The organism is Actinoplanes sp. NPDC051494 (genome assembly GCF_044454705.1).
GTDB lineage: Bacteria > Actinomycetota > Actinomycetes > Mycobacteriales > Micromonosporaceae > Actinoplanes.
In genome coordinates this window covers 241,900-268,564 of sequence record NZ_JBITDZ010000002.1, presented here as the reverse complement: position 1 = coordinate 268,564, position 26,665 = coordinate 241,900, and the positions used below count along the sequence as shown (strand labels likewise).

The window sequence follows — 26,665 nt, the reverse complement described above, 5'->3', positions numbered from 1 at the left end:
GGAGCTTCACCAGGCAAGGAGTTTCAGTGCGGCAACGGAACACCGGGGCGTTCGAACGCGGCAAGTCCCCCACCCCGCGACCGGATGACCGCGAGACGGCCACCGTCGTCCCCCCGAGCGGTGCGCTGACTCCCACCAACGCGCTGACTCCCACCAACGCGCTGGCCCTGCAGCGCACGGCGGGCAACGCCGCGGTCAACGCGCTCGTCGCCCGGCAGCCGGTGGCGATCCAGCGGGCGGTGGTCAGCGTCGGCAACGTCTCGTTCGCCAACATCAACAGCGGTGACGCGGCGTTCGCGGCCAAGGCCGACCGTATCCTGCAGCTGCTGTCCGCCAACCCGAGCATCACCACGTTCCTGAACGGGCGCGCGGCCACGATCACGCTGGAACACCGGGTCACCGAAACCCCGGCGGAGGTCATCGACCGGGGCACCGGCCCGGTCGACGTGCGGCTCGCCGCGTTCTACTTCGAGGACTACGACGTGGGCTACATCGCCGGGATGCTCGCCCACGAGTTCGGCATCCACCCCATGGCGGCCACCAACGACACCCTCGAGATCGAGGAGTTCCTGCGCGACGGCGATCATCAGGTGCCGGGCCTGGACGAGGGCCGCACGATGAACGCGAGCACCGCCAAGCAGGCCGACCACATCATGGGTGTGCTGCCGATCAGCCCCCGCTACAAGATCTACAAGAATCTCGCGCTGGAGATGGCCAAGCAGCTGCTCGACCAGACGTTCGCGAACCCCGAGGCGGCCCCGGCCGCTGACGTCACCGGCCTGCTGGACTGCTTCCTCATGGACGTCGCCTCGATCGCGGCCACCAACGACAACCGGCTCGCCGGGGCCGGCCTGAGCGACGCCGCGGCGACCGCCCGCGCCGACATCGCCAGGGTCTACAACCACTACCTCACCCTGATCACCGACGACCCCGGCCTGAACGCGCTGGTCGTCCCGTGGCTGCCCGGCCAGAAGACACCGAAGGCCGTCACGGACGACTTCCTCCTGCTGGGCAGGCGGGTCATCGCGGCGGGCGCGAACAAGTACAACTACTTCCACAAGTCGAGCATCTCCAACCGCTGACCGCGACACCGCGCTGCTGCGCGGGGAGAGCGACCGTCATCCGGGCAGGGGCGCTCCCGGGTCGCTCAGGGCGGTGGAGAGCAGGTCCACGTAGCGCCGGGCCCAGGCGGCCACGGTCGGTTCGTCGAACAGGGCCAGGACGTAGCCGATCTGGAGCTGGATGGCTCCGTCCGCCCGGGGCTGGAGTTCCCAGGCCTGGTCGCCGCGGCCGCCGGACAGCTCGATGGGCCGGGCCGGGGCCGGGGCGAGGTCCGGGAGCCGCAGTTCCGCGTCGCCCTCGTCGAGCATCGCGAAGTACACCCGTTCCGGTGCGGTGAAGGGTTCGCCGAGCGCGAGGGTCTGGGCCCGGGACGGCACCGACTGCATGGCCAGCATCTGCCAGGTCGCCTCCGTCGCCCGGGCCACGAGGTCGTCGAAGCTCATCGCCCCGGCGGTCGGGATCACCAGCCAGGCGGCATTGGCGAAGACGCCGACCACCCGGTCGAAGCGGGCGTCGGGACGGTTCGCGACGGTGGAGTTGAGCGGGATCGTGTCCGCGCCGGTCAGCTGGTGGGCCAGCCAGGCGAACGCGGCCGCCAGCACCGCGTACGGCGTGCTGGTCCGTTCCCCCGCGTAAGCCGTCACCCGCCGCATCAGCTCGACCGGCAGCAGCGCGTGGTGCACCGCGCCGGCCCGGGACACGACCTCGGTGCGGGGCCGGTCGGCCGGTAGCGCGAGTGGGCGCAGTCCGGGGCTGACCCGCGAGACCCACGATGCCAGCAGCGCACGTGTCTCGTCCCGGGCGAGGTATTCGCGTTCCCACGTCGCGTAGTCGATGAAGTCGGCGCCGAGCACCGGCAGCACCGGGGAGTCCCCGGTCAGCGCCGCGCGGTACAGCTCGCTGAGGTCCTCGGCCAGCACGCCGAGCGACCAGCCGTCGCAGATCCCGTGGTGGACCGCGAGCAGCAGCTCACCGGAGCGCAGGGCGGCCCGGAATCCCGGTTCGTCGTCGAGCGCGAACGGCCGGGCCGCCCACTCCGCGGCGGTGCCGTCCCACTGTTCCAGCCGGACCGGCCGGGGCCGCAGCACCTCCTGCAGCACCACGCCGTCACGTTCGGCGTACCGGGTCCGCAGGGCCGGGTGCCGTTCGGTCAGGCCGGTCAGCGCGGTCTCCATCGCCGCCCGGTCCAGCCGGCCGCGCAGCGTGAAGCCCACCGCGATGGTCAGCGCGCTGGGCACGTCGGTGGCCAGCGTCGCCGCCCGCTGCCGGGCCTGCACCACCGCGGCCGGCGCGACCCGGACGACATCGCCGACATCGCCGGCGTCCAGCTGCCGGGCCATCGCGCGGATCGTCGGCGCGCTCAGGAATTCCTGGATCCCGGGTGCCCGGCCGAACTCGGCGCGGACCCGGTTGAGCAGCCGGACCGCCGCCAGCGAGTGCCCGCCGGCGGCGAAGAACGTCTGATCAAGACCGATGTGGGTACGTCCGGTCTCCGCGCACCACATCGCCAGCAGCCGCCGCTCCACCTCGGTCCCGGCGACGACTCCGGCCGAGGGCTGGGCCGGGGACGGCAGCGCGGCCCGGTCGAGTTTGCCGTTGCCGGTCACCGGCAGCTCGGGCAGCAGCACCCACGCGGACGGGACCATGTACCCGGGCAGCGCCCCGGCCAGGGCCGCCGCCAGGAACTCCGGTGTCACCGAGTCCGTGGCGGGCACGACGTACCCGATCAGTGCGGTCTCCCCGGCATGGTCCGGCCCGCTGTGCACGACCGCCTCCCGCACCCCCGGCACGCCCCGCAACCGGGCCTCGACCTCACCCGGCTCGACCCGGTAGCCCCGGATCTGCACCTGCTCGTCGTTGCGGTGCAGGAACTCCAGCTGGCCGTCGCCGCGCCACCGGCCGACGTCACCCGTGCGGTACGCCGGCCCGTACCGGTCGTGGGTCAGGAACCGCTGTTTCGTCTCCTCGGGCGCGCCCAGGTAGCCGTCGCTGAGTTGCGCGCCCCCGATGTACAGCTCACCGGGGACGCCCGGCGGGACCGGTTCGCCGTGCGCGTCCAGGACCCGTACCCACGTCCCGGCGACCGGACGGCCGATCGGTGGCGGACCGTCCGCGCCGGGCGCCACGCGGGCGGTGGTGCAGGCGACCGTGGTCTCGGTGGGGCCGTAGATGTTCATCAGCGCGAACGGCAGCTCCGCCGGGCCGCCGTGCCGCAGCCGGTCGCCGCCGACCACGAGGTGCCGCAGCGCGGTGGGTTCCGCGGACCAGTCGAGGTCGAGCAGCAGCTCCCCCATCGGCGTCGGGAGCATGGTGACCGTGATCCGGTTGTCGATCAGCCAGCGGCGCAGCGCGACCGGGTCGAGGCGGACCTCGTCGGGCACCGGGTGCAGGCTCGCGCCGGTCCGCACCGCGGGCCACACCTCCACGCAGGACGCGTCGAAGCCGGGGCTGCAGTACCAGCTGATCCGGTCCGCAGCGGTGATCTCCAGGTCGCGGATCCACCAGGCGACGGTGTTCGCGATCGCCCGGTGCGAGATCCGGCAGCCCTTGGGCCGGCCGGTCGACCCCGACGTGTAGAGCACATACGCGGTGTCATCAAGGTCAGGAACCACCATCTCCGGTACGGGCAGAGCGGCGCGATCACCGTGCATCCGTACCGTGGGCAGGCCGCCCGGCAGCTCCCCATCGGTGACCACCGCGACCACCCGGGCGTCCGTCGCGATCCCGGACAGCCGCGGCGCCGGTTGCGCCGGGTCGAGCGGCACGTAGCCGGCACCCGTCCACAGCACCGCGAGCATGGCCACCACCGCGTCCTCGCCCCGCGGCAGATGCACCGCGACCAGCCGCCCGGGCCCCGCGCCCACGGCGACGAGCTCCGCGGCCAGCGCCCCGGCCCGCTCCCGCCAGGGTTCCGGGGCCGTCAACGGCTCGTCGGCCCCGGGTGCGGCCGGCCCACCGTCCTGCCACTGCGCGAGGCGGGCGGCGTCGGCCGGGGTCAGCCGGGACAGCGTGGTCAGCGCCGCACCGGGCCGGGCGAGCCCGTCGCGCAGCACGAGCCGGAACTGCTCCAGCACCCGGCGGGCGGTGGCCTCGTCGAACAGGTCGGTGGCGTAGTCGAGCCGGCAGTCGATGCCGTCGCCGTCGCCGGTGAGCACGAGCGTGAGGTCGAACGGCGCGCGCCGGGCGGTGACCGGGAGCGGCTCGGTCCGTACCCCCGGAAGGTCGAACGCGAAGACCGGCGCCCGGTCGTATTCGACGACCACGTCGAACAGCGGGCCCGCCCCGCCCACGGCCCGCACGATGCCCGGCAGGCCCAGCCCCCGATGGTCGTGCGCGGCCAGCACCACCGACCGGACGGTCCGCGCGAGGTCCGCGAAACCGTCCCGGTCGGTGACCGGGATCCGCAGCGGCAGGGTGCTCAGGTACGGCGCGACGACGTCCTCGGTGCCGGCCGGGCGGTCGGCGACGGGCGAACCGACGATGACGTCCGGTTCCCCGGTCAGCCGCCGCAGCGCGACCGCGAGCGCGGACACCAGCACGGTGTAGACGGTCACCCGGTGTTCGCGGCCGAACGCGGCGATCCGCTCGTTCTGGGCCGCGTCGATGCGGGCCCGGACGCTGTCGCCGGCACCGGTCCGACGCACCGGGCGCGGCCGGTCCAGCGGCAGCGGGGCCCGGGCCGGCCGGTCCGCGAGCGTCGCCGTCCAGTACGCGACGTCCGCCGGGTCCGCGACCGGCTCGTACGGCGCGGGCGCCGGCCGGACGGGCAGGTCCACGCCCCGGTAGGCGGCGGACACCTCGCGGGTGAGGGTCTCCGCCGACAGGGTGTCGATCACCAGGTGGTGCATCCGCAGCACCAGCAGGTGCTCCCGGTCCGCCGTGCGGATCAGCCGCGGCTCGAACAGCGGCCCCTCGGCGAGATCGAACCGGTGCGCGGTCTCCTCGTCGGCCACGCTCCGCTCGTCACCGCCGTCGACGACCGGCAGCACCCGCGGCCGATGCTCGTGGACCACCATCCGCGGCTCACCGTCGACCTCCGGGAACGTGGCCCGCAGCACCGGATGCCGCCGCACCACCTGATCGAGCGCGCCGCTCATCGCGGCCACGTCAAGATCCCCGGACAGCCGGACGACCACCGATTCCGTGTACGCGGGACCGGGCCCCGCCTGCTCCGCGTGCCAGATCTGGTGCTGCACCGGCGACAGCAGTTTGCCGTCAGCACTCGCCTCCTCATCTTTCCCGGACCCCAGGATCGCGCCCAGCTGCTCGATGCCCGGCAGCGCGGCCAGCATCCGCTCCGGCGGCACCCCGAAGTCCACGAAGCAGCCGATCTCGTCGACCCCGAGCGCGGTGAACGCGGCCACCCGCGCCGCCCCCTCGGCCGGGCTGCCGATCAGCGCCCGGTCCGTGGTGTACCGCTCGTAGGCCCGGCGGAACACGAAGTCCAGGTCCTCGGCGGGGGTGCCGGCCAGGTCGACCTGCATGCCCAGGCTGTTGCTCAGCTGCCCGAACAGCGCCAGCGACGAGCGCAGGTAGTCACAGAACGGCTCGAACGCCTCCTCCCGGGCCCGGTCCCCGTCCGCGCCGAGGTAGGTGTGCAGCAGCAGCACGACCCGCCCGGCGGCCGGATCGAGACCGGCCGCGGCCCGCGCGCCCCGGTAGATCGCGATGTTCGCCGCCAGCTGCTCGACGCTCTGTGCCATGAGGTTGGTGATGACCCCGAGCCCGGTGGCCCCGGCCCGGCGGTAGCTGTCCGGGTTGCCGACCACGGCCGTGTAGAAGTCCGGCATCGCCTGCACCGGCCGCGGGAACAGGTGCACCTGTGTCTCGGTGCCGTCCCCGGCCGTCCCGGTCACCGCGTCACCGCGCCACAGGGCCCGGATCCGCTCGATACCGTCGTACATCCGCTCCCGGTGGTCGCCGTAGGCCTCCGGCGCGAGCACGAAGTCCCGGGCGTGCCATCCGCTCGCACACCCGATGGCGACCCGCCCGCCGGACAGGTTGTCGACCATGGACCACTGCTCGGCGACCAGGATCGGATCGTGCAACGGCAGCACCACACAACCGGCCCGCAGCCCGATCCGGCTCGTCCGGGTCGCCAGCGCCGCCGCCAGCACCGCGGGATCGGGGAAAATTCCCCCGAACGAGTCGAAGTGCCGCTCCGGCAGCCACACGGCGTGCAGACCGTGCGTGTCACCGAACGTGGCCGCGTCGATGATCGCCGCGTATTTCGCCTGAGCGCTCTCCCGCGGATAGTCCCCGAAGAAGTACAGGCTGAGGTCGGCTCCCCGTCCCGATGTCTCCGGCCGCACCGTTTCCGGCCGCACCGTCTCCGGCGTGGGGAAGAAGCCCGCGTCCCGCAGCTCCCGCAGACTGCTTTTCACCGCGTCGGCGATGAAAGCGATATCGGCGTCGGTGTGCGCGGTCGACAGGAAGAAATTCCGCCATTCCCAGACGTGCACCCCGGCCAGCAGCAGGTGATGGAAGAACAGATCCAGGCTCACCGTGGAGGTGAACCGGAACAGCGACCCGAAATGCTGGACCCGCACCGGGAAATCCTCGGCCGCGAAAAAATCGTTCAGCGTGCCCGCGAGGCCCGCCGTGCGCGCGTTCAGCCGTTCCTGCAGCCCGGGACCCTCGTCCCGCAGATGCTCCAGCACCGCCTTCGCCGCGACCATCGACACCGGATGCTGCAGATAGGTGCCCCCGAAGAACGTCGTCTCCTGCGGCGGAGCACTGTCGTCGCCATAGCGCCAGAACCCGCCGTCGACCCAGTCCATGATGTCCGCCCGGCCCGCGATCGCCCCGATCGGATAACCCCCACCCAGCACTTTCCCGTACGTGGCCAGGTCCGCCCGTACCCCGAAAAGGCCCTGTGCCCCCTGCTGGTGCGGGCGGAACCCGGTCAGCATCTCGTCGAAGATCAGCACGATCCCGTGCCGGTCGCACAACGCGCGCAGCTCCCGGATGAAATCGGCCGGCTGCCGGTCCGGATGCCGGCTCGGCACCGGCTCGATGACCACGGCGGCGATATGGTCGGCCTGTCCCGCGATGATGTCCAGGCTGCCCGGATCCCCATAGGTCAGCACCCGGATCTCCGCCACCGCCGAATCCGGGATTCCGGCCGACACCGGCACCGTACGCATCCCGTCGCCGTCCGGCACCGACCGGCTCAGCACCGGATCGATGTGCCCGTGATAATTCCCCTCGAACGTCACCACCACCGACCGCCCGGTGTAGGCCCGGGCGATCCGCAGAGCAGCGGAATTGGCCTCGGTCCCGGTGGTGGCGAACGCGGCCCGGTCCATCCCGGTGAGCTCGCACAGCAGTTCGGCGACCTCGCCGGTCTCCGCACTGCGCGGCCCGAACCGCATCCCCGACGCCAGGAAACCCCGCACGGCATCGGCCACGAAGTCCGGCTCATGACCGAACAACAGGGTGCCGAACCCCATGGTGATGTCAACGTAGGAATTCCCGTCGACATCCTCCAGCCGCGCGCCCCGGGAAGACCGGGCGGCGATCGGATACAACATCTCCTTCGTGGCCTTCCGGAACCCGACAACCGCCCGGCTGTCCGCAAGCCGCCGCCGGTGCCGCTGAGTGATCTCCTTCGAGGTGGCGGTCTTGGCGGTGTACCGCCGGATCAGCTCCTCGACATGCCGCCGCTGCCCCGCGTCGAGCCGCCCACCGGCAGCACCACCCACCCGCCCGACCGGCCGGGGCCCGAACTGACCAGCCCCGCCCCCCGCCGCGGCCAAGGGTGCGGCCACCGGGACGGCCTTGGCTGCGGCTTCCCCGGTGACCGGTGCGGGCGCGACCGGCTGAGCCGCGGGTGCCGGCTGAGCCGCGGGTGCCGGCTGAGCCGCGGGTACCGGCTGGGGGCTGAGGTCACGCACCTGAAGTTGCTGGACCATCAGATCGGTGAACCGGCCCATCAGTTCGAGCTGGGACCGCACGACATCGTCTGCCCCCAGAGGCACCCCGGCCGCGCCCGGCGCGGGTGGGCCGGCAACCACGGCCGGGACGCCAGGCGCGGCCAGGACACCGGGGGCCGGCTGGGCGTTGCCGGCCGGCGACGTGACGGGAGCAAGCGGCGCGAACACGACCGGCTGGGCGACCTGCGCCGACGGGGCGATCGCCGTCGGGGCGACCGACGCGGGCTGGGCGAGCGACGCGGGCTGGGCGAGCGACGCAGGCTGGGCGAGCGACGCGGGCTCGGTGACGGGGGCGGGCTCGGTGGTCGTCACCGGCTGGGCAGCGGGAGCGGACCGGGGTGGGTGGGTTGCTCCGGTCAGGGCGGCGGCGCGGTCCGGGGGGATACGGCCGGTGAGGACCTCGGCCAGCAAAGCCGCGGTGTCGTACTCCTCGAAGAGTTCGCGCATCGCCACCCTGACGCCGAAAGCGGCCTCCACCTCGCGCAGCAAGTTGATCATGAGCAGGGAGTCGGCGCCCAGGTCGAAGAAGGGGCGGTCCACCGGTACGTCGGCCGGGGTGGCGCCGAGGTGCCGGGCCATCATCTCCTGGACGCGGCCGAGCACGACGTCGGCGACGTTCCCGGGCGCCGGTGACGGGACTGCGGGCGTGGTCGGCATGGTGGCGGATCCTCCAGCGGCGGGAGTCGCGGGTGCGGTCTCAGCGGGCAGCGATGACGGCGGAACGGCCACGGGCGGCGGCGATGGCGGAACCAGCGTGGGCAGCGGTGACGGCGGAACGGGCGCGGGCGGCGGCGATGGCCGAGCCAGCGTGGGCAGCGGTGACGGCGGAACGGGCGCGGGCAGGGCTGTGGTCGTCCAGTGCCGGGTCGCGCGCAGGGGCATGGTCGGCAGCGGCACCCGGCGGCCGGGTCCGGACAGGGCGGTCCAGTCGATCCGCAGGCCGTGCCGGAAGAGTTCGCCGGCCGCCTGCGCCGCTCCCCCACCGCGCCGGTGCACGGGGGTCCAGGTGCTGTCCGGCCACTGGGTGCCCAGGCCGGTGAGGGTGGCCCCGGGTCCGAGCTCGACGAACGTGTGGTGGCCGGTGGCCAGCAGCGCTTCGACACCGGCCCGGTAGTCGGCCGGCTCGCGGGTGTGCCGCCGGACGTGCTCACCGCCCAGTTCCGTACCGGCCGGCAGCAGTGTGCCGTTCGCGCCGGCGACCAGCGGGGTGTGCAGCGGCCGCCAGCCGAGGTGGGCCGCCTCGCCGGCGAGGTCGTCCAGGACCGGGTCCATCGCCGCGGAGTGGAACGCGTGCCGCAGCGGCAGGCGGCGATAGCGGATCCCGGCCTCGTCGAGCGCTTCACCGGCCCGACGGACCACCGCCGGGGTACCGGCCAGGACCTGGTTGTCCGGGCCGTTACGGACGGTACGGGTCAGGCCGGGCAGCACCTCGCACAGTTCCGCGGTGACGGTCTCGTCGGCGAACACCGCGATCGCCGCGCCCGGCGGCGTCCGGTGCCGCATCAGGTGCCCGCGCAGACCGGTGAGGTACAGGCCGTCCTCGACATCGAGGGCGCCCGCGAGGCAGAGGGCCGCGTATTCCCCGGCGCTGTGACCGATCAGGACGTCCGGGCGTACGCCGAGGGTGTCCAGCAGCCGGGCCTGAGCGACCTGCACCGCGAACAGTGCCGGTTGCTCGGTGGCGGTGCCGCCCGCGCCGGCGAAGAGGTCCTCGCCCCACCACCGTTCGTGGTGGGCGGCACACTCGCGCAGGATGTCGCGGGCGACCGGGTGCCGCATCAGCTCGCCCACCGCCCCGGTGACGTCCGAGCCCTGCCCGGACAGCGCGAACACCACCGGCCCGGGCGCGGCGGCCCGCCCGGACGTGCCGCTGACCGAGGTGCCGCCGGTGCGCAACGCGGTGGCGTGCGCGCGCAGCACATCCGCTGTCTCCGCTGCCGTGCCGGCCCAGACGACCAGGCGCTCGGGATAGGAACGACGGCCGGCGCCGAGCGTGGTCAGGACATCCGCCGGCAGCGGCGGCTCGTCACCGTCGAGCCGGTCGGCAAGGCGGTCGGCCAGGTCGGCCAGGGGCTCCCGGGCAATCGCGGACAGCGGCACAAGATAGCCACCCGGGTCGCCGGTGGGAACGGCCGGTGGGGGTGCTTGTTCCACGATGACGTGGGCGTTGGTGCCGCCTACCCCCAGGGCTGACACCCCGGCGCGGCGGGGCTGGTCGGCGGGCCAGGCCATGGTGGCGGTGGGCAGCGTGAACGGGCTGTCCTCCAGGCGCAGCAGCGGGCTCGGTTCGCTCAGGCCGGCCACCGGGGGGATCCGCCCGTGCCGGACCGCGAGGATCGCCTTGACCAGGCCGGCCATGCCCGCGCAGGTGTCCAGGTGACCGATGTTGGCCTTGACCGCGCCGAGGGCCAGGGAGCGGCGGCGGCCGGCGAACACCGAGCGCAGGGCCGCGATCTCGATCGGGTCACCGACCGGGGTGCCGGTGCCGTGGGTCTCGAGGTAGCCGACGTCGTCGGGGCCCAGGCCGGCCGCGCCGAGGGCACGCCTGATCACCGCCGCGTGGCCGGTGACGGACGGGGCCGCGTACCCGGATTTGTCGGCTCCGTCGTTGTTGATCGCTGTCCCGGCGATGACGGCGTGCACGGTGTCGCCGTCGGCAATTGCTTTGTGCAGGGGTTTGAGCAGGACCGCGGCGACGCCGTTGCCGCCGACCGTGCCGTCCGCCGCGGCGTCGAAGGCCCGGCAGACGCCGGTGGGTGACAGGATCGAGCCCTGCTCGTAACGGTAACCGGCCACCCCGGGTACGTGCAGGGCCGCGGCGCCGGCCAGGGCGAGCTCGGCGTCGCCGGCGAGCAGCGCGCGGACGGCCTGGTGGACGGCGACCAGCGCGGTCGAGCAGGCGGTCTGGACGCTGACCGCCGGGCCGGTCAGACCCAGTTTGTACGCGACCCGGCTGGCCAGGAAGTCGGTCTCGTTGCCGATCGTGGCCTGCAGCGCCGCGACCTGGTCGGCGGGGTCCAGCCCGGCCAGCTGTTCACGCAGGTAGGTCCGCAGCGAATAGAGGTGCATGCCCGCTCCGGCGTAGAGCGCGACCGGCCGGTCGGTGCCGGCGTACCCACCGTCCTCCAGGGCCTCGTGGCAGACCTCGAGGAACTTGCGGTGCTGCGGGTCCATCACCGCGGCCTCGCGGGGGCTGATCCCGAACAGCTCGGCGTCGAACCCGGCGATGTCGTCGAGCGCGCCGCTGACCGGCACGAACCGCGGATCGTCGACCAGGCTTTCGGGCAGACCGGCGGCAAGGAGTTCGGTACGCCCGAAGCGCCGGATGCTGACCCGCCCGTCGAGCAGGTTGTCCCAGTAGTGGCCGGTGTCGTTCGCTTCCGGGAACCGCAAGGCGATGCCGATGACGGCGATCCTGGTGTCGCCGGCGGGCACGCCCGGGGCCGATTCCGGGGCCGGGCCGCGCGTTTCGCCGGCGAGGTGGGCCCGCAGCGCGGCCGGGGTGCCGTGCTCGAACAGCAGGGTCTGCGGCAGGGTCCGGCCCAGGGCGCGTTCGAGCAGGGCATGCGCCCGCAGTACGGCCACGGAGTCCAGTCCGGCGTCGTGGAACGCAGTGGTGTCAGGCACCCCACCGGGAACGGCCTCGGCCAGCGCCGCCGCGACCAGCCGGTGGATCTCCCCACGATCAGCCACGGGAGCGGCCGCCGGGGACGACGCGGGCGAGGGGGCGGCGGACCCCGGCGAGGTGGCGGGCGGCGCGGGCATAACAGCGGGCGGCGCGGGCAGAACAGCGGGCGGCGCGGACAGAACAGCGGGCGGCGCGGACAGGACGGCGGGTGGCGTGGACAGGACGGCGGGGGCGGGCAGGGCGGCGCCGAACACGTCCTGGGCGGCGGCCGCGGTCTCCAGTGCCACGGGTGGCTGGACGAGGCCGCGGAAACGGGTGGTCGACGGGTCGACGCCGAGCAGGAGATGGCCGGCCGGCATCCGCAGAGCGGTGCGGGTGAGCGCCACCGCCTGGGCCGGTTCCAGGACCAGGGCGTAGCGGCGCAGGGTGTCCTCGATACCGGCCTGGCCGCCGGTGATGCCGGTGCCGCGCCACGCTCCCCAGGACAGGCACCACACGGGCGTCGCCGGGGCGAGGTGTTCGCACAGCGATTCCAGGAAGCGGTTGCCGGCCGCGTAGGCGCCGGCTCCGGCGACCGGGACGCGGGCCACCAGGGAGGAGAACGCGATCAGCCGGGCGCCGGGGCGGCGGGCGAGCAGGGCCGCCACCGCCAATGATCCGTCGACCTTGGCGGCCGTGCTCGCCCGCCACCGGGCCGGGCCGGTGTGCGCGATCGGTTCGAGGGAGTACTCACCGGCCAGGTGCAGCACGCCGTCGAGCGGCCCGCCCCACTGCGAGACCGCGTCCTCCAGCGCGGCCGCGTCGGTGATGTCCACGGTGGCGTACCGGATCCGGTGTCGTGGGGTGTCCGGTCCGTCGCCGGCCGGGCTGCGGCCGACGAGCAGCAGGTCGAGGCCGGGTGGGAGGCTGTCCAGCAGGGCGGTGGCCACTCCCCCGCGGCCGCCGGTGACCAGCCAGCGCGATCCCGGTGTCAGCATCGTCTCCGCGGTGGCGGCCTCGCTCAGGGGTGCGCGTTCCAGGCGCCAGACCAGGGGCCGGCCGCGCCAGGCGACGATCGGCTCGTGGTGGCGCCAGCCGCCGTGCAGGGCCTGGAGCAGGCCGTCCGCGTCGTCGTCGAGGTCGGTGCCGGCCAGGTCGAGGTGCCAGGCCCGGATGCCGGGGTGTTCGGTGGCGAGGTTCTCGCCGATCGCGGCGGTCAGCGCCGCCGGGTAGCAGCCGGGTTCGGTGCCGTCGACGCGGTGCAGGCCCCGGCTGACGGTGATCAGCTCGCCGGACCAGCCCGCGTCGATCAGGTTCCGGGCGAGGGTCAGCATCCAGTCACCGCAGGCGGTCAGCGCGGGGGCGGCGGATTCCGGCACCGCCGGGTCGGGGGCCGGCACGTAGCTCGCGGCGAAGACGATCCGGTCGGCGGCGAGCAGCCCCGTCCAGTCCTGCGGCACGAGCACGGCCGGGTCGAGCGCTTCCACGGCCTCGGCGAGGCCGAGTTCGTCGGCGATGAGCACGGTACGGGCCGGGGGCGGCCCCGGCGGCAGCGGCCGGGGCTGCCAGCGACCGCGGTAGGCGCTGTCCGGTCCGGTCGCGGACCCGCCGGGGGTGGCGGCGCCGGAGAGCCGGCGGGCCTCGTCGTAGCCGCCGGCGATCCAGCGAGCGCGCATCCCGGCGCGCTGGATCTTGCCGCTGGTGGTCTTGTCGAACTGGGCCGGCGGGACCGCCACGATGGTCGCCCCGGTGATCTGCAGCCGGGTCGCGAGGTGTCCGCGGATGCGGCTGAGCAGCTCGGGGCCGGGTTCGCCGGCGGGCACGACCAGCACGGCCATCCGTTCGATGCCCTCGGCGTCGGGCACGCCCAGCGCGGCCACGTTGCTGAGCGACACGCCGTCGACCTCGCCGACGGCGTCCTCGACCTCGTGGCAGAAGTAGTGCACGCCGTTGACGATGATGACTTCCTTGGCCCGGCCGGTGATCGTCATCCGCTCGTCGTGCAGGAACGCCAGGTCACCGGTGTCGAACCAGTCGCCGTCCGGGAACGCCTCGCGGTTGGCCTCCGGGTGGTTGAGGTAGGCGGGCAGCACCCGGTCCGAACGGACCTGCAGCCGGCCGATGTGCCGTTCCGGCAGCGCGGTGCGGCCGTCCGGCCCGGTGACCCGCATCCAGCTGCCGGGTGCGACCGGGCCCATGCTCAGCAACGTGCTGTCACCCTCTTCCACCCGTACGCCGTCAGCGCCGACCCGTACGTGCTGGGCGGCCGTGGCGTCGTACGGCTGGTAGGTGATGACCGTGCAGGTCTCGGCCATGCCCCAGGCGAGCAGCAGCGGGCGGGCGCCCAGCCCGAGACGAGCGGTCCGCTCGGCGAACGCGCGCATGACCGGGTCGGTGCACTGTTCCCCGGCATTGATCAGGCTGCGGACGTGGCTGAGGTCCCAGTGCCGGGTACGGTCGTGGCGCAGTGCCTCGGCCACGAGTTTGAAGCCGAAGTTCGGTGACCAGCTGTGCTCGGCCCGGTGTTCCCGCAGCAGGTCCAGCCAGCGCAGCGGGTCGGCGAGCACCAGCGGCGTGGCGACGTGCACGGTCGCCGAGCCGAGCAGCAGCGGGCCGAGGTGGGTCATGACCAGCGCGGCCACGTGGTCGAGCGGGAGCCAGTTGAGCGCGGTGTCCCCGGGCCGGAAGCGGCCGACGGCGCGCGAGCCCTGGGCGTACCGGACCAGGCCCTGATGGGTGAGCGGGATGACCTTGGACTGGCTCGTGCTGCCGGAGGAGAGTTGCAGGACGGCGACATCGGTGGGTGCGGGCCGGTGCGGGGAGCCGGCCGGGGGCGCGTCGCGCCAGTCGGCGACGTCGAGCACGCGCATGCCCTCGGCACCGGCGTAACCGCGCAGGGCGGCGACGGTGGCCCCGCCGGACAGCACGGGTGGCCCGCCGAGGGTGCGCCAGGCGTGCATCAGCTTGTCGAGGGTGGCGTTGCGCCGCTGGTATCCGGGCGCCTGGGCGACGGCGACCGGTGGCATGCCGCCGAGCACGCACGCCCACAGTGCGGTGAAGTGCTCGGTGAGGGTGGGGGCGTGCAGGATCACCGGGTCGCCCGGGCGCAGGCCCTGCTCGCGCAGGCCGGTGAGGATCCGGGCGGCGTCCTCGATCAGCCGCGCGTAGGTCAGGTGCCGGGTCCCGTCCGCCTCGACCAGGGTCAGTCCGCGGTCGGGGAACCGTTCCGCGGTACGCAGCATCGCGTGCACCAGGTCGGTGGGGTCGTCGGGATCGGCCGGCAGGACGCCGCCACCGATCACGGCACCCGGGCCGGTGACAGCCGGCGTCACGGCCGGCGTCACGGCCGGCGTCACGGCCGGCGTCACGGCCGGCGTCACGGCCGGCGTCACGGCCGGCGTCACGGCCGGCGTCACGGCCGGTCGTTCCGTCGGGAGAGGGGTCACGGCGGCCGGGACGAGGGGGGCGGCGGCCGAGGCCGCGACGGGCAGGGCGTGCATGACCGGCCAGTCCACCTCCCCGGACGCCGTCCGGGCGATCCCGGTCACGACCGCGACCAGTGGCAACTCCCCCGCGGCCACGGTCGCGGCGGTGACGGTGCGGCGCAGGTCCGCCGGGTCGGTGCCGGGCAGCGGGGCCACGTAGACGACGGTGCGACGGCGGCCGGCGGTGTCGGTGCGGTGGCCGGCGGCGGTGTCCGCGACGCCGGGGCAGCCGGACAGCAGGTCGGCCAGGTCGGTGGCGTTCATCGGGTGCGCCCGTCTCTCGTGGGGATGGCCGGTCACCGGGGCCGGTTCACCGGGGCCCGGCGGCGGCGCCGGGCGGGGATGGTCGCGGTCAGCAGGATGACCAGGCCGTGCATGAGCAGTGCCGTCCACAGTGGTCCCCAGAGCTCGATCAGGCCACCGGCGACGAGCATGCCGGCGCCGAGGCCACCGTTCTCCGCCATCGCGGTGAAGCCGAACGCGTACCCGCGGGCCGGTTCGGGTTCGGCCTGGATGCGGGTGGAGTAGGTGATCTCCGTGAAGCCGTCGGCGATGCCGGCCACCATGGCGACGAGCAGCATCCACGGCACCGGGAGCCCGGCGAACGCGGCCACGAACGCCGCGGACATGACGCAGGTGCCGATGATGAAACCGCGCTCGGTACGGCCGGGTTCGTCGTACGCGTCACCGATCCGGCGCCGCATGATCCGTACGGCCTGGTGCGCGACGATCAGGCCGACCGCCCACACCGCCCAGAACAGGCCGAGCAGCCCGGCCGGGTCACCGGGGTGCACCTCGGTGGCGTAGACGGGCAGCCCGACGTTGTGCGAGGCGGAACCGAACGCGTCGGAGGCCCGGACGGCGACGATCATCGCGATCGCCGGGGTGGCGGCCAGCGCGACCAGGGCGGACCGCTGCCACGCCAGGTAGCCCGGCCTCCGCCCACCCCCGGGGGCCGGGTCGGAGACCGGGGCGGGCCGGGTGAACGGCATCGGGACCAGGAGGATGACCAGCGCGGGGGCCAGGAACGTGGCGGCGTCGACGGCGAACGCGGCCCGGTAGCCGAGCCAGCCGACCAGCACGCCACCGGCCGCGAACCCGGCGGCGGTGGCCACCGCGCGGCCGGTGACCAGCAGCCCGTTGGCGGCGACCCGCCGCTCGGGGCCGACCAGGTCCGGGACGCTGCTGCGGAGCAGGACCCCGGAGACGGTGCCGAGCAGGCCGGCGGTCACCGCGACGACGGGCAGCAGGATGAGCTGGACCGGCTGGGGAACGACCGCGAGCACGGTGAACATGACCGCCTGGGCGAGGTGGCAGCCGGCGAGAACCGCGCGGCGGGGCAGGTGCTGGGCGATCCAGCCGGCGCCGAGGCCGGCCACGAAGCCGCTGCCCAGGCGCAGGGCGAGGAACGCGCCGACCCCGACGGCACTGCCGGTGGCCTGGTACGCGAACAGGTTCAGGGCCAGCATGTTGAGGTAGCTGCCGAACGTGGAGACCATGCTCCCGGCGGCCAGCAGCCGGAACCGTGACAACGATGGCACCGGCGGCCGCGAACGGATGGGACTGCTCAGGTCCGCCACGCGAGCCAGCATGCCAGGATCAAGGTCATCAATCAATGACATCGATCCCCGTCTGTCATCTGCACCGTCCGGTCCGGACGTCCGATGCGGACGGTGCCGAGCAGAGCGCCGCAGGTCAGCACGATCAGCAGCCCCCACGGTGCGGCGAAACCACCGGACCCGTCGCGCAGCAGGCCGAGCACCGGGGGCGCCAGGACGACGGCGATCTGACCGGCGGCCATCACCAGGCCCAGTGCGAAACCGGTGCGGCCGGCCGGGGCCGCCTCGGTCACCAGCGTGACCCAGGGGCCGTACCAGCCGATGCCGAAGAAACCGAGCCAGACGAACGCCGCCCCGGCCACCATCGGCACCGCGCCCCACGGGGTCACCAGCACGGCCAGGGCGGCGACGACCGCGAGCATGCTGGCGGTGACGACGCCCTGCCGGCCGGACCGGGCCCAGCCACCGCGAACCCGGCCGGCGCGAACCCGGCCGGCGCGAACCCGGCCGGCGCGAACCCGGTCGCTGTACGCGGCGAGCAGGATCCGGCCCGCCGCGCCGGCCAGCTGGGCCACCACCACGATCGTCGCGGCCCGTCCGGGGGTCAGCGCGGCGACCTCGTGCAGGTGCAGGACGGCGAGCAGGCCGAGTCCGCTGTGCACCGAGATCAGGCTCACCCCGCACAGCAGCGCGGTCCGTAGCACCGGGTCCTTCAGCAGCGCCCTCCGGCTGGCCCTGTCCGGGCCGGCCCTGTCCGGGCCGGCCCTGTGCGGGGTGGCGCCGTCCGGGGTGGCGCCGTCCGGGGTGGCGGGGGTCGCGGCCGGTTGCGGGGGCCGGCGGTAGAGGCCCATGAAGACGGCGGCGCCGAGCAGCGCGACCACCCCGCCGACGGTGAGGGTGGCCCGCCAGCCGAACGCCGCGGCGGTCGCGGGCAGCACCGCGGCGGCGAGGGCGGCGCCGAGCGGCAGGCCGGCCTGCCGGACGCCCATCGCGGTCCCGCGCTGGGCGGTGCCGAACCAGGAGGCCACCGACTTGCTGCCGCCGGGCTGCACGGTGCTGTACCCGGCGCCGACGACCAGGAGCACGGCGAGCAGGGCCGCGTACCCCGGCGCGAACGTGCCCGCGAGCAGGGCACCGCCGACCAGGCCGGCACCCGCGCCGACGACCCAGCGTTCGTCGAAGCGGTCGAGGAGTTCCCCGGCGACCAGGAGCCCGGCCAGCGGCACGAGCTGGGCGGCGGACACCAGCAGGCCCAGCTGGGCGGCGCTCAGGTGCAGCTCGCGTTGCAGGTGAACGCCGAGCGCGCCGAGGCCCTGGACGAAGAACGCGGCGGCGGCCTGGGTGAACGTGGCGGCGGCCAGGATCACCCAGCGGTAGGAGGTGGTCATGGGACCAGGCTGCTGTAATGGTCCTGTGCAGATCAACCCTTACGGTGCCGATGTCGTGAACCTGGCCGCGGACCTGGCGAACCGGCGGCCCACCGGCGTCGCCGAGCTCGCCGGCCGGTGCCGGGCGGCCGGGCTGGTGCTCGAGGCCCCGGTCACCGCCGCCGACCTCACGAGCGTGCTGGCCACACTGGACGCCTGGGAGGCGGTCGTCGACGCCGGGGACGAGCGGGAGCGCGCCGGGCTGCTCAACCGGATGCTCGAACAGGCCGCCGCCCATCCCCGGCTGACCGATCACGCGGGCGGCTGGCATCTGCACTACCGCGACGCGGACACCTCACCCGGCGCGGTGCTGTTCGCCCTGATCGCCGTGGGCAGGGCGGTCCACCTCGCCGGGCGCGGCATGCACCGGCTGGGACGCTGCGCGGCCGGCGGGTGCGGGCTGGTCTTCGCCGACACGTCGCGTACCGGACGGCAGCGGTACTGCTCACCGCGCTGCGCCAACCGGGACGCGGTCCGCCGCCACCGGAGCCGGTGACGGCGGAGCGGGCCGGCCGGCCTACCTGAGGTGGCGGGCGAAGAACCGGTTCGCCTCGTCCGCCTCGAACGCGGGGACGCCGGTGTGCCCGCCCATGTTGGCGTGCAGCGTCTTCTCCCCGGAGCCGAGCGCGTCGAAGAGGTCCAGGGCCATCTGCCGGTCGTTCCACTCGTCGTCCCACTGCAGCAGGACCTGCACCGGGATCGTGAACCGCCGGGCCTGGTCGACGATGGCGCGGGGCACAAAGCTCCCGGCGTACAGAAGAGCGGCCGTGATGCGCGGCTCGACCACGCCCAGCCGGACCCCGATGGAGATCACCCCGCCGGAGTAACCGACCGGGCCGCCGATCCCGGGCAGCGCCGGCAGCGCGTCCAGCAGGGCCTGCCATTCCGGGACGGCGGCGTCGACCAGCGGGAGGACCAGCCGGTCGACGATCCCGTCATCGACCGGTTCGCCGGCCGCCAGCACCCGGCGCAGGTCGGCGCGGGCCTGGTCGGCCGCGGGGGAACGGGGCCGGTCACCGGCGCCGGGGAGCTCGATGGTGGCCGCGGCGTAGCCCTGCGCCACGGCGGACCGGGCCCGGGCCAGCAGCCGGGGGTACATCCGGTCCAGCCCGCCGGGGTGGCCGAGCAGGATCAGCGGGACCGGCGCGGTCGCGGACCCGGGGGTCCACAGCGTGCCGGGGATGTCGCCGAGGGTGAAGCCACGCTCGGCGACGTCGTCGTCGAGGCGTTGCTCGGTGCGGAATCGCATGGTCGTGCCCTTCGGGAGTGCGGAGGAACGGCGCTCCCGGACGACCTATCGCCCGGCCGTGACCCTGGAGGGGAGCACCCATGTGCGAACTGCGTTCACGGGTACCACCTCCTCGATCTCCAGCACGGCTGACCGGAAGGTAACAGCGGCCGCCCGTACCCCGCCAACGAATTTCCCGGAACTTTTCCGCCGGCACCGGCGACCAACCGTGCGAGTCATCGCCGACCGCCGACCGCGAGGTGCCCATGTCCGTCTCCGCCCCGTCCACCGAAGCGCCGCCGTTACCCCGGCAGCGCACCGCTCCCGCCCGAGGTTTCGGGCCGCTGCTGCTGCGCCTGCATTTCTACGCCGGGATCATCGTCGCGCCGTTCCTGCTGGTCGCGGCGCTGACCGGGCTCGCGTACGCGTTCGCGCCGCAGTTCGAGCGGGCGATCTACGCCGACGAGCTCACCGTCGGCGACCCGGGCACCGCGCCCCGTCCGCTGGCCGAACAGGTCGCCGCCGCGCGCGCCACGCACCCGGCGGGCGACCTGATCCTGGTCCGGCCCGGTGCCGGCGACACCACCACCCAGGTCGACTTCACGTCCCCGGAGCTCGACGAGGAGCACTCACACACGGTCTACGTGAACCCGTACACCGGCGCGGTCACCGGGCAGCTCACCACCTGGTACGCCACCACGCCGTTCAAGACGTGGCTCGACGACCTGCACCGCAACCTGCATCTCGGGGACACCGGCCGCTACTACTCCGAGTTCGCGGCCAGCTGGCTGAGCATCATCGCGGTCGGCGGGCTGGTCCTGTGGTGGCGCCGGCAGCGCGGCAACCGCACCGCCCGCCGGTTGCTCACCCCGGAATTGAGTGCCAAGAAGGGGGTACGCCGTACGCGTAGCTGGCACGCCGCTACCGGTGTCTGGCTGACCGTGGGCCTGCTCGTGCTGTCCGCCACCGGGCTGACCTGGTCCCGCTACGCCGGCGGCAACTTCAGCACCGCGCTCGACTCCTTGCGATCGGGTACGCCGTCGGTGTCCACGGACCTGACCGGCAGCACGCCCGCGGCGGCCGGGGGCGGGCACCACAGCGAGGGCACCGCCACCGCGCCGGCCGACGCGGCCCCCGCCGACCCGGCCGCCATCGACGCGGTCGTGACCACCGCCGGGCTGGACGGCCCGGTCGAGGTCGCGGTGCCGGCGGACGCCACCACCGCGTGGACCGTCACCCAGACCCGCAACCTGTGGCCGGTCGGCCGGGACAGCGTCGCGGTCGACGCCGCCGGGGCCACCGTCGTGGACCGGGTCGACTTCGCCGACTGGCCGCTGCTGGCCAAGCTCACCCGGTGGGGCATCAACGCCCACATGGGCACCCTGTTCGGCGTCGTCAACCAGCTCCTGCTCGCGGCTCTCGCGATCGGGCTGATCACCGTCATCGTCTGGGGCTACCGGATGTGGTGGCAGCGCCGCCCCACCCGCACCGGCCGGCGTACCGTCGCCGGCGCCCCACCCGCCCGCGGCGCCTGGCAGCAACTGCCGACGTGGGGCATCGTCGTGGGCGTCCCGCTGGTGTTCGCCCTGGGCTGGGTGCTACCACTGTTCGGCGTACCCCTGCTGGCGTTCCTGATCGTGGATCTCGCCGTCGGCGCGGTGCGCGGGCGGACGGCTCAGTCCAGGGTGTAGACGACGTCGTCGCCGACCTGCGCGCGGGTGATGCCGAGGCCGTCGACCGTGCCCTCCAGGGCGTACTGGTACGGGGTTCCGGGGACCCGTTGCCGGACCACCACGACACTGCGGATCCCCAGTTCCCTCAGCCGGGCGACGGCGGGGGCACTGGGGAACGACTGGAGCAGGTCGCGCAGTTCCTGCCGGGCCGGGGTGATGACACTGCTGGCGCCGTTCGCGATCGTGGGGAAGCCGCCGGTCGACCACAGCATGATGTTGAGGTCGTTGCTGTCGTCGAACGGCAGGACCACCAGCGGGCCGGGGGCGGTGGCCAGTGCGGCGGGTGCGGGCGGCACGGTGACGTGGTCCATCTTGGGCAGCCCCTCGGCCAGGACGCCGAGCAGCAGCGGCACGGTGACCAGTTTGACGGCGGTCGAGCGGGCGCCCGGCAGCGTCACCGCGCGGATCCGCCGGGCGAGGTCGGTCACGAAACCGGCGGCGAGCAGGCCGAGCAGCAGGGTGGGCCACAGGATCAGCCGTCCGGGGGTTCGGCCGCCGTCGAAGCCCGGCAGGTGCTCGAACAGGTACGGGTACAGCGGGCCGTTGGTGCCCAGCAGCAGGAGCACGCTCAGCACCAGCCCGGCGCCGAGGTGGACGCGCTGCCGTACGGTCCAGATCGAGTTGAAGAGTCCGCAGGCGGCCAGCGCGTACAGCACGTACCCGCAGAGCAGGGCCTTCTCCGGGGGGACCTCGCCGAGTGCGGCGCGGGCGGTCTCGTGCCAGTCGCCCCAGGGCAGCGACGAGTGCGGTGCGATCACCAGGCCGCGCGGGGGCGGCGAGAACACGGCGAGGTAGTCCAGCGAACGCACCGTCTCCGGGTGATCGGCGCGGACCCGCAGGTAGGCGTAGGCCATCGCGCCGGAGACGGCCGCGAACGCCGCCCCGCCGGCCAGGTCCGCCAGCACGAGGCGCCGGGGCAGGCGGGGCCGGCCGGTGACCAGCCAGCCGCCGGCGGCGACCAGCACGGCGGCGGCGAGGACGTAGAAGAACGGGAGGCCGACCCCGAAGCCGAGGGAGATCTGCCAGGCCGCGACGAGCCAGCCGGCGACCGCCCAGCCGGGCCGGACCCGGTCCGGGCGGTAGCCGCGGCGCAGCGACCAGCCGTGGCCGCGGGCCAGCATCGCGAACGCGAGGACGATCCCGCCGGTGGAGAGGATGTTCAGGTGGCCCTCGTGGCCGTAGCGCCAGGGGGCGTACGCGAACGCGGCCCCGGCGACGGCGGCACCGGCCAGGTTCGCGCCGAGCTGCCGGGCCAGCGCGTAGGCGCCGAGCGAGGCGAGCGCGAACGCCAGGACGAAGACGATGTTGTACCGCAGGACCGCCGCTTCGGGGCCGGTGCCGATCAGCCCGGCCGGGGCGTACCCGAGGAGGCTGTCGTTGAACGCGAGCCCGCCGCGGTCCGGGTAGAACGCATTGGTGTCCCACAGGTGGGCCCAGTTGTGCAGCAACGCGTGCCCGTCCCAGGCCAGCAGCCAGGCCTGCCCGGTCGGGTCGGCGCTGTCACCGATGATGGTGTGCACCGGGTCGGCGAACCCGGCGTGGATCGTGCCGGCCGAGGTGACCCCCAGGACCATCGGGGGCAGGATCCAGATCATGAGTACGGCCAGAGCGAGCGCCCCGCCGCAGGCCAGCGTCCATTCGTGGCGGGCGATCCGGCGCAGGCGCCCCGGCCCGGCGGCACCGGTCTGCTGGGTGCCGGTCTCCTCGGCAGTCGTTACGGACACGTTTCCCCCTCGCGGCAGACATCAAAGTATCTGAATGTCACGAGGAGTTCCAGGGTTATCGCCCTCAGTCAGCGCTGCCCGGGTGGTGCGGGCCGAGGAACACGATGATGTCGTTGCGTGTCTCCGACAGCGGGACGGCCTCCCGCCACCCGGCCCGGCGGTAGAACGCCACGGTGTCGACGGCCGGGCGCCAGGTGAGCAGCCACGCCCGCCCCCGCGGCGCGTCCCCGGTCAGCGCGTCCAGCAGCCGGCGGCCGAGCTTGCGGCCCCGGGCGGCGGGCAGCACGGCCAGCTCGTCGACCTCGAACGCCCCGTCGAGCAGCGCGCGTACGCGTTCCGCGCCGAGCTGACCGGTCACCTGCGGGTAGGCGCGCGCCTCCGGCAGGGGCGCCCGGGTGATCCAGCCACTGGCGAAACCCTCGATCCGGCCATCGGTACGGGCCACCACGAGCCGGAACCCCTCACGCCCGGCCTCGGCCGCCATCCGGGACCGGAACCGCGCGACGGTGGCGGCGTCCACACTCCACGGCGGGGTGCCGAACGCCTCCCGGTAGGCGGCGGTGAGCTCGCCGGCGAGCCCGGGAACCGCGGCGCCGCCGAGAACCTCGATCATCGCCGGCTCCGTACCCGCCGCTGGGACCGGAACAGCAGATAGGTCAGCGCGGCGGCGGCGACCAGGAACACGGGCACGAGCCAGCGCCACAGGTTCGCGTCGTTCTCTGCCGGGGCCGGCTGGGCCTGCACCGGAGGTCCGCCGGTGGGCTCCTGCCAGCCGGGCGGGGGCGTCGTCGCGGCACCGGTGTACGTGAACCGGAAGTCGCCCTTGACCTCGTCCCCGTCGGACGCCACATGCCGGTAGGTCACGACGTACGTCCCGGGTGCCGGCCAGTGGGCGACCGCGACGCGTACGGGGAAACCGGTCCGGTAGAGCTGGGGCTGCCAGACCCCGTCGACGGACTGATACTCGGTGACCGGGGTGGCCAGCGGCACCGGCTCGGCGCCCGACCAGCCGGCGTCGACCCGGACCCCGGTGGGTGCGGTGATGGTGAAGAACGCCGACGGCCCCGGCTTCTCGGTGAACGTCAGCGACACCGCGTCCACCGGGTCGGCCACCGAGCCGTCCGGCGCGGGGGTCGTGACGACGAGACCGCCGTGGGCCAGCACCGGCGACGGGGCGACGACGACCCCGGCCAGCAGCCCGCCGAGAACGGCGGCGATCACGTGACGCACGGCTATCCGGGCCATCGCCGAAGGTTAACTTCTTTCCCCCGTTCGGTCGAGGACGGATGACTAAGGGTGACCTAACTTGAGCCCGTCGTCACCGTCGGCGACATTGCGATACATGTCACGCCGCCAGGGGCCCGGCCGCATTGAAGTGAACCTGGGTTGAGGTTCTAAAGTCGTACGACCTGCTGAAGATCTTGTCCTGGCACTGCGAGCACGAACAAGGGGAAAGCAACCATGGATCGCCCTCTGCGGATTGCCGTGATCGGCGCCGGCCCGGCCGGAATCTACGCCGCCGACCACCTCATCAAGGCCGCCGAGACGGCCACCGTCGACATCTTCGACCGGCTGCCCACCCCCTACGGCCTGATCCGCTACGGCGTGGCCCCCGACCACCCGCGGATCAAGGAGATCATCAACGCGCTGCACCGGGTGCTCGACCACCCGCGGATCCGGTTCATCGGCAACGTCGACTACGGCGTGGACGTCAAGCAGGAGGAGCTCAGCCGCTTCTACGACGCGACCGTGGTGGCCACCGGCGCCGACAAGGACCGCGTGCTCGACATCCCCGGCGTCGACCTGCCCGGCAGCTACGGCGCCGCGGACTTCGCGTCCTGGTACAACGGGCACCCCGACGTGCCGCGCGAGTGGCCGCTGACCGCTACCACGATCGCCGTCCTCGGTGCCGGCAACGTGGCCGTCGACGTCGCCCGGATCCTGGCGAAGACCGCCGACGAGCTGCTCGTGACCGAGATCCCGGACAACGTCTACCAGGAGCTCGCCAAGAGCCCGGCCACCGACGTGCACGTCTTCTCCCGGCGGGGCCCGGCCCAGGTCAAGTTCACCCCGCAGGAGCTGCGTGAGCTCGACGTGTCGCCGAACGTCGAGGTCATCGTGCACCCCGAGGGCATCGAGTTCGACGAGGGCAGCCTCGCCACCATGCGGGCCACCCGGCACGTCAAGATGTGCGTCGACATCCTGCAGAACTGGGCCGTCCGCGACCCCCGCGACCGCCCGCGCCGCCTGCACCTGCACTTCCTGCAGGCCCCGGTCTCGATCGCCGGTGACGGCAAGGTCGAGTCACTGCGCACCGAGACCCAGGAGCTCACCGGCGACGGCTCGGTCCGCGGCACCGGCGAGTTCACCGACTGGGACGTGCAGGCCGTCTACCGCGCCATCGGCTACCTCAGCCGCCCCCTCGCGGACCTGCCGTTCGACACCACGACCGGCACCATCCCGCACGCCGCCGGCCGGGTCCTCGACCTCGACGGCGAGCACATCCCCGGCATGTACGTGACCGGCTGGATCAAGCGCGGCCCGGTCGGCCTCATCGGCCACACCAAGGGCGACGCCAACGAGACCGTCACCAGCCTCATCGCGGACGCCGACACGCTGCCGGTCGCCCCGCAGCGCGACCCGGAAGCCGTCATCACCTACCTCGAGGAGCGCCTGGTGCGCTTCACCACCTGGGCCGGCTGGCAGCAGCTCGACGTCCACGAGGTCAGCCTCGGCGAACCGCACAGCCGCAAGCGCGTCAAGGTCGTCCCCCGCGACGAGATGATCGACATCTGCAACCGGATCGCGAGCTGACCCACCCCGGCCCCTCTCAGCCGGGCCACAGCTCGCACTGACTACACCGGACGGCATGAACTCTGCCGTCCCGTCCCGGACCCCGCTCGCCACTGCCGTGGTGGCGGCGGGGTCCGGCATCGGTGTCGCCGCTGGCGCTCTTGCCGGCGAACACCGTCTCGCCGGGCTTCCCGGTGCCGCCCTGCCCGGAGCGGTCGTGCTGCTGACCGGCGGGCTCATGACCCTCGCCACCGTCCGCCCGTGGGGCCGGCGACTGCCCCGGCGCCTGGTCTCCGCCACCCTGTGGACGGCGGCCGGGCTGTGCCTGGCCGGCAGTTGCTGGCTGCTGCTCGACCTCTGCCAGCTCGCCCTGCAGGGCACCGTCGGCGGCCGCGACGGCTGGCTCCGCCTCGGCGAACGGCTCGGCCTCACCCTCACCGGCGCCCTGTTCGCCGCGACCGCGCCCAGCCCGTGCGCCCGGCCCGCGCGCCCCGTCCGGGCGGACCCCCGGGCGCCCGGCCTCGCGGCGGATCCGGCGGATCGCCTACGCGGGCTGCCTGGCCTGGCTGCCCTACGGCGGCCTGCACACCCTGGGCGCCCTCGGCGTCGCGGGCATCGAGCCCAACGGCTACGAACCCCGTACGGACGCCGCGGTCGCGTTCTGGATCGCGATCGGCCTCGCCTGCTTCCTGCTGCTCGGCCTGGTCAGCCCGTGGGGCCTCACGTTCCCCCGCTGGGCGCCGCCGTTCGCCGGCCGGCGCGTGCCACGATGGCTGCCGCTCACGCCGGTGTGGCTGATCGCGCCGACGTTCGTGCTGTACGGCATCGGCAGTCTCGGCTACGTCCTGCTCCTGCTGACCGGCGTGGTGACCTGGCGCGGCGGCGACGGCGACGTGGGCCTGATCGGGTTCGCCCAGCCGATCTCCTTCACCGGGTACGGCCTGGCACTGACCATCGCCGCGGTCTCCTACCGGCTCCGCACCCGGCCGGCCGGCTCCGCGGCAGACCCTTGCTGATCATGCTCCCCGCGGCTCGGCCCTGACCCCCGCGATCCTGACCCCGCGACCCTGACCCCCGCGACCCTGGCCCCGCGACCCTGACCCCCGCGACCC

General features: G+C 73.9%; 12 protein-coding genes. 5 read left to right on the top strand and 7 right to left on the bottom strand.

Features of this window, described 5'->3' with window-relative positions; all coding sequences use genetic code 11:
* Positions 1 to 26: 26 nt before the first annotated feature.
* Positions 27 to 1,082, top strand: a complete 1,056-nt coding sequence (locus ACIA6A_RS07920) for a hypothetical protein (protein WP_396096715.1) — start codon at positions 27 to 29, stop codon at positions 1,080 to 1,082.
* Positions 1,083 to 1,118: 36 nt separating this feature from the next.
* Here the strand turns inward: ACIA6A_RS07920 and ACIA6A_RS07915 are convergent, their stop codons facing one another.
* The 3 genes from ACIA6A_RS07915 to ACIA6A_RS07905 all read right to left on the bottom strand — a co-directional run bounded on the left by ACIA6A_RS07915 (position 1,119) and on the right by ACIA6A_RS07905 (position 18,036).
* Positions 1,119 to 15,353, bottom strand: a complete 14,235-nt coding sequence (locus ACIA6A_RS07915; protein WP_396096714.1) for an amino acid adenylation domain-containing protein — start codon at positions 15,351 to 15,353, stop codon at positions 1,119 to 1,121.
* Between the two features lie 32 nt (positions 15,354 to 15,385).
* A complete protein-coding gene (locus tag ACIA6A_RS07910) occupies positions 15,386 to 16,621 on the bottom strand; it encodes an MFS transporter (RefSeq protein WP_396096713.1) in 1,236 nt (411 codons plus the stop codon).
* A gap of 80 nt (positions 16,622 to 16,701) precedes the next feature.
* The gene (locus tag ACIA6A_RS07905; RefSeq protein WP_396096712.1) at positions 16,702 to 18,036 is read right to left on the bottom strand and encodes an MFS transporter; all 1,335 of its coding nucleotides are present in this window, start codon (positions 18,034 to 18,036) and stop codon (positions 16,702 to 16,704) included.
* A 25-nt stretch (positions 18,037 to 18,061) separates the two neighbouring features.
* Here ACIA6A_RS07905 and ACIA6A_RS07900 point away from each other — a divergent pair, with 25 nt between their 5' ends.
* On the top strand, positions 18,062 to 18,571 hold the full coding sequence (locus ACIA6A_RS07900; protein ID WP_396096711.1) for a CGNR zinc finger domain-containing protein: 510 nt from the start codon (positions 18,062 to 18,064) through the stop codon (positions 18,569 to 18,571).
* 21 nt (positions 18,572 to 18,592) lie between these two features.
* Here ACIA6A_RS07900 and ACIA6A_RS07895 read toward each other — a convergent pair whose 3' ends face one another.
* On the bottom strand, positions 18,593 to 19,324 hold the full coding sequence (locus ACIA6A_RS07895; protein WP_396096710.1) for an alpha/beta hydrolase: 732 nt from the start codon (positions 19,322 to 19,324) through the stop codon (positions 18,593 to 18,595).
* A 245-nt stretch (positions 19,325 to 19,569) separates the two neighbouring features.
* Here ACIA6A_RS07895 and ACIA6A_RS07890 point away from each other — a divergent pair, with 245 nt between their 5' ends.
* Positions 19,570 to 20,994: a PepSY-associated TM helix domain-containing protein gene (locus ACIA6A_RS07890; protein WP_396096709.1), complete on the top strand. Its 1,425-nt coding sequence runs from the start codon at positions 19,570 to 19,572 to the stop codon at positions 20,992 to 20,994.
* On the opposite strand, the gene ACIA6A_RS07885 is transcribed toward ACIA6A_RS07890, so the two are convergent.
* From ACIA6A_RS07885 to ACIA6A_RS07875, 3 genes are all read right to left on the bottom strand, one after another.
* Complete coding sequence (locus ACIA6A_RS07885) at positions 20,979 to 22,760, bottom strand: hypothetical protein (protein ID WP_396096708.1); 1,782 nt, start codon at positions 22,758 to 22,760, stop codon at positions 20,979 to 20,981. The two genes, ACIA6A_RS07890 and ACIA6A_RS07885, sit on opposite strands and share 16 nt — an antisense overlap.
* Before the next feature lie 64 nt (positions 22,761 to 22,824).
* Positions 22,825 to 23,373, bottom strand: coding sequence for a GNAT family N-acetyltransferase (locus ACIA6A_RS07880; RefSeq protein WP_396096707.1), 549 nt, complete (start codon positions 23,371 to 23,373; stop codon positions 22,825 to 22,827).
* The gene (locus tag ACIA6A_RS07875; protein WP_396096706.1) at positions 23,370 to 24,005 is read right to left on the bottom strand and encodes a copper resistance protein CopC; all 636 of its coding nucleotides are present in this window, start codon (positions 24,003 to 24,005) and stop codon (positions 23,370 to 23,372) included. The genes ACIA6A_RS07880 and ACIA6A_RS07875 overlap by 4 nt, the downstream gene beginning before the upstream one ends.
* A gap of 216 nt (positions 24,006 to 24,221) precedes the next feature.
* On the opposite strand from ACIA6A_RS07875, the gene ACIA6A_RS07870 reads away from it, so the two are divergent.
* Both ACIA6A_RS07870 and ACIA6A_RS07865 read left to right on the top strand, forming a co-directional pair.
* Complete coding sequence (locus ACIA6A_RS07870) at positions 24,222 to 25,574, top strand: FAD-dependent oxidoreductase (RefSeq protein ID WP_396096705.1); 1,353 nt, start codon at positions 24,222 to 24,224, stop codon at positions 25,572 to 25,574.
* A gap of 740 nt (positions 25,575 to 26,314) precedes the next feature.
* Positions 26,315 to 26,569 carry a hypothetical protein gene (locus tag ACIA6A_RS07865; RefSeq protein ID WP_396096704.1) on the top strand — a complete coding sequence of 85 codons (255 nt, stop codon included), beginning with the start codon at positions 26,315 to 26,317 and terminating at the stop codon, positions 26,567 to 26,569.
* The last annotated feature ends 96 nt before the right edge of the window (positions 26,570 to 26,665 follow it).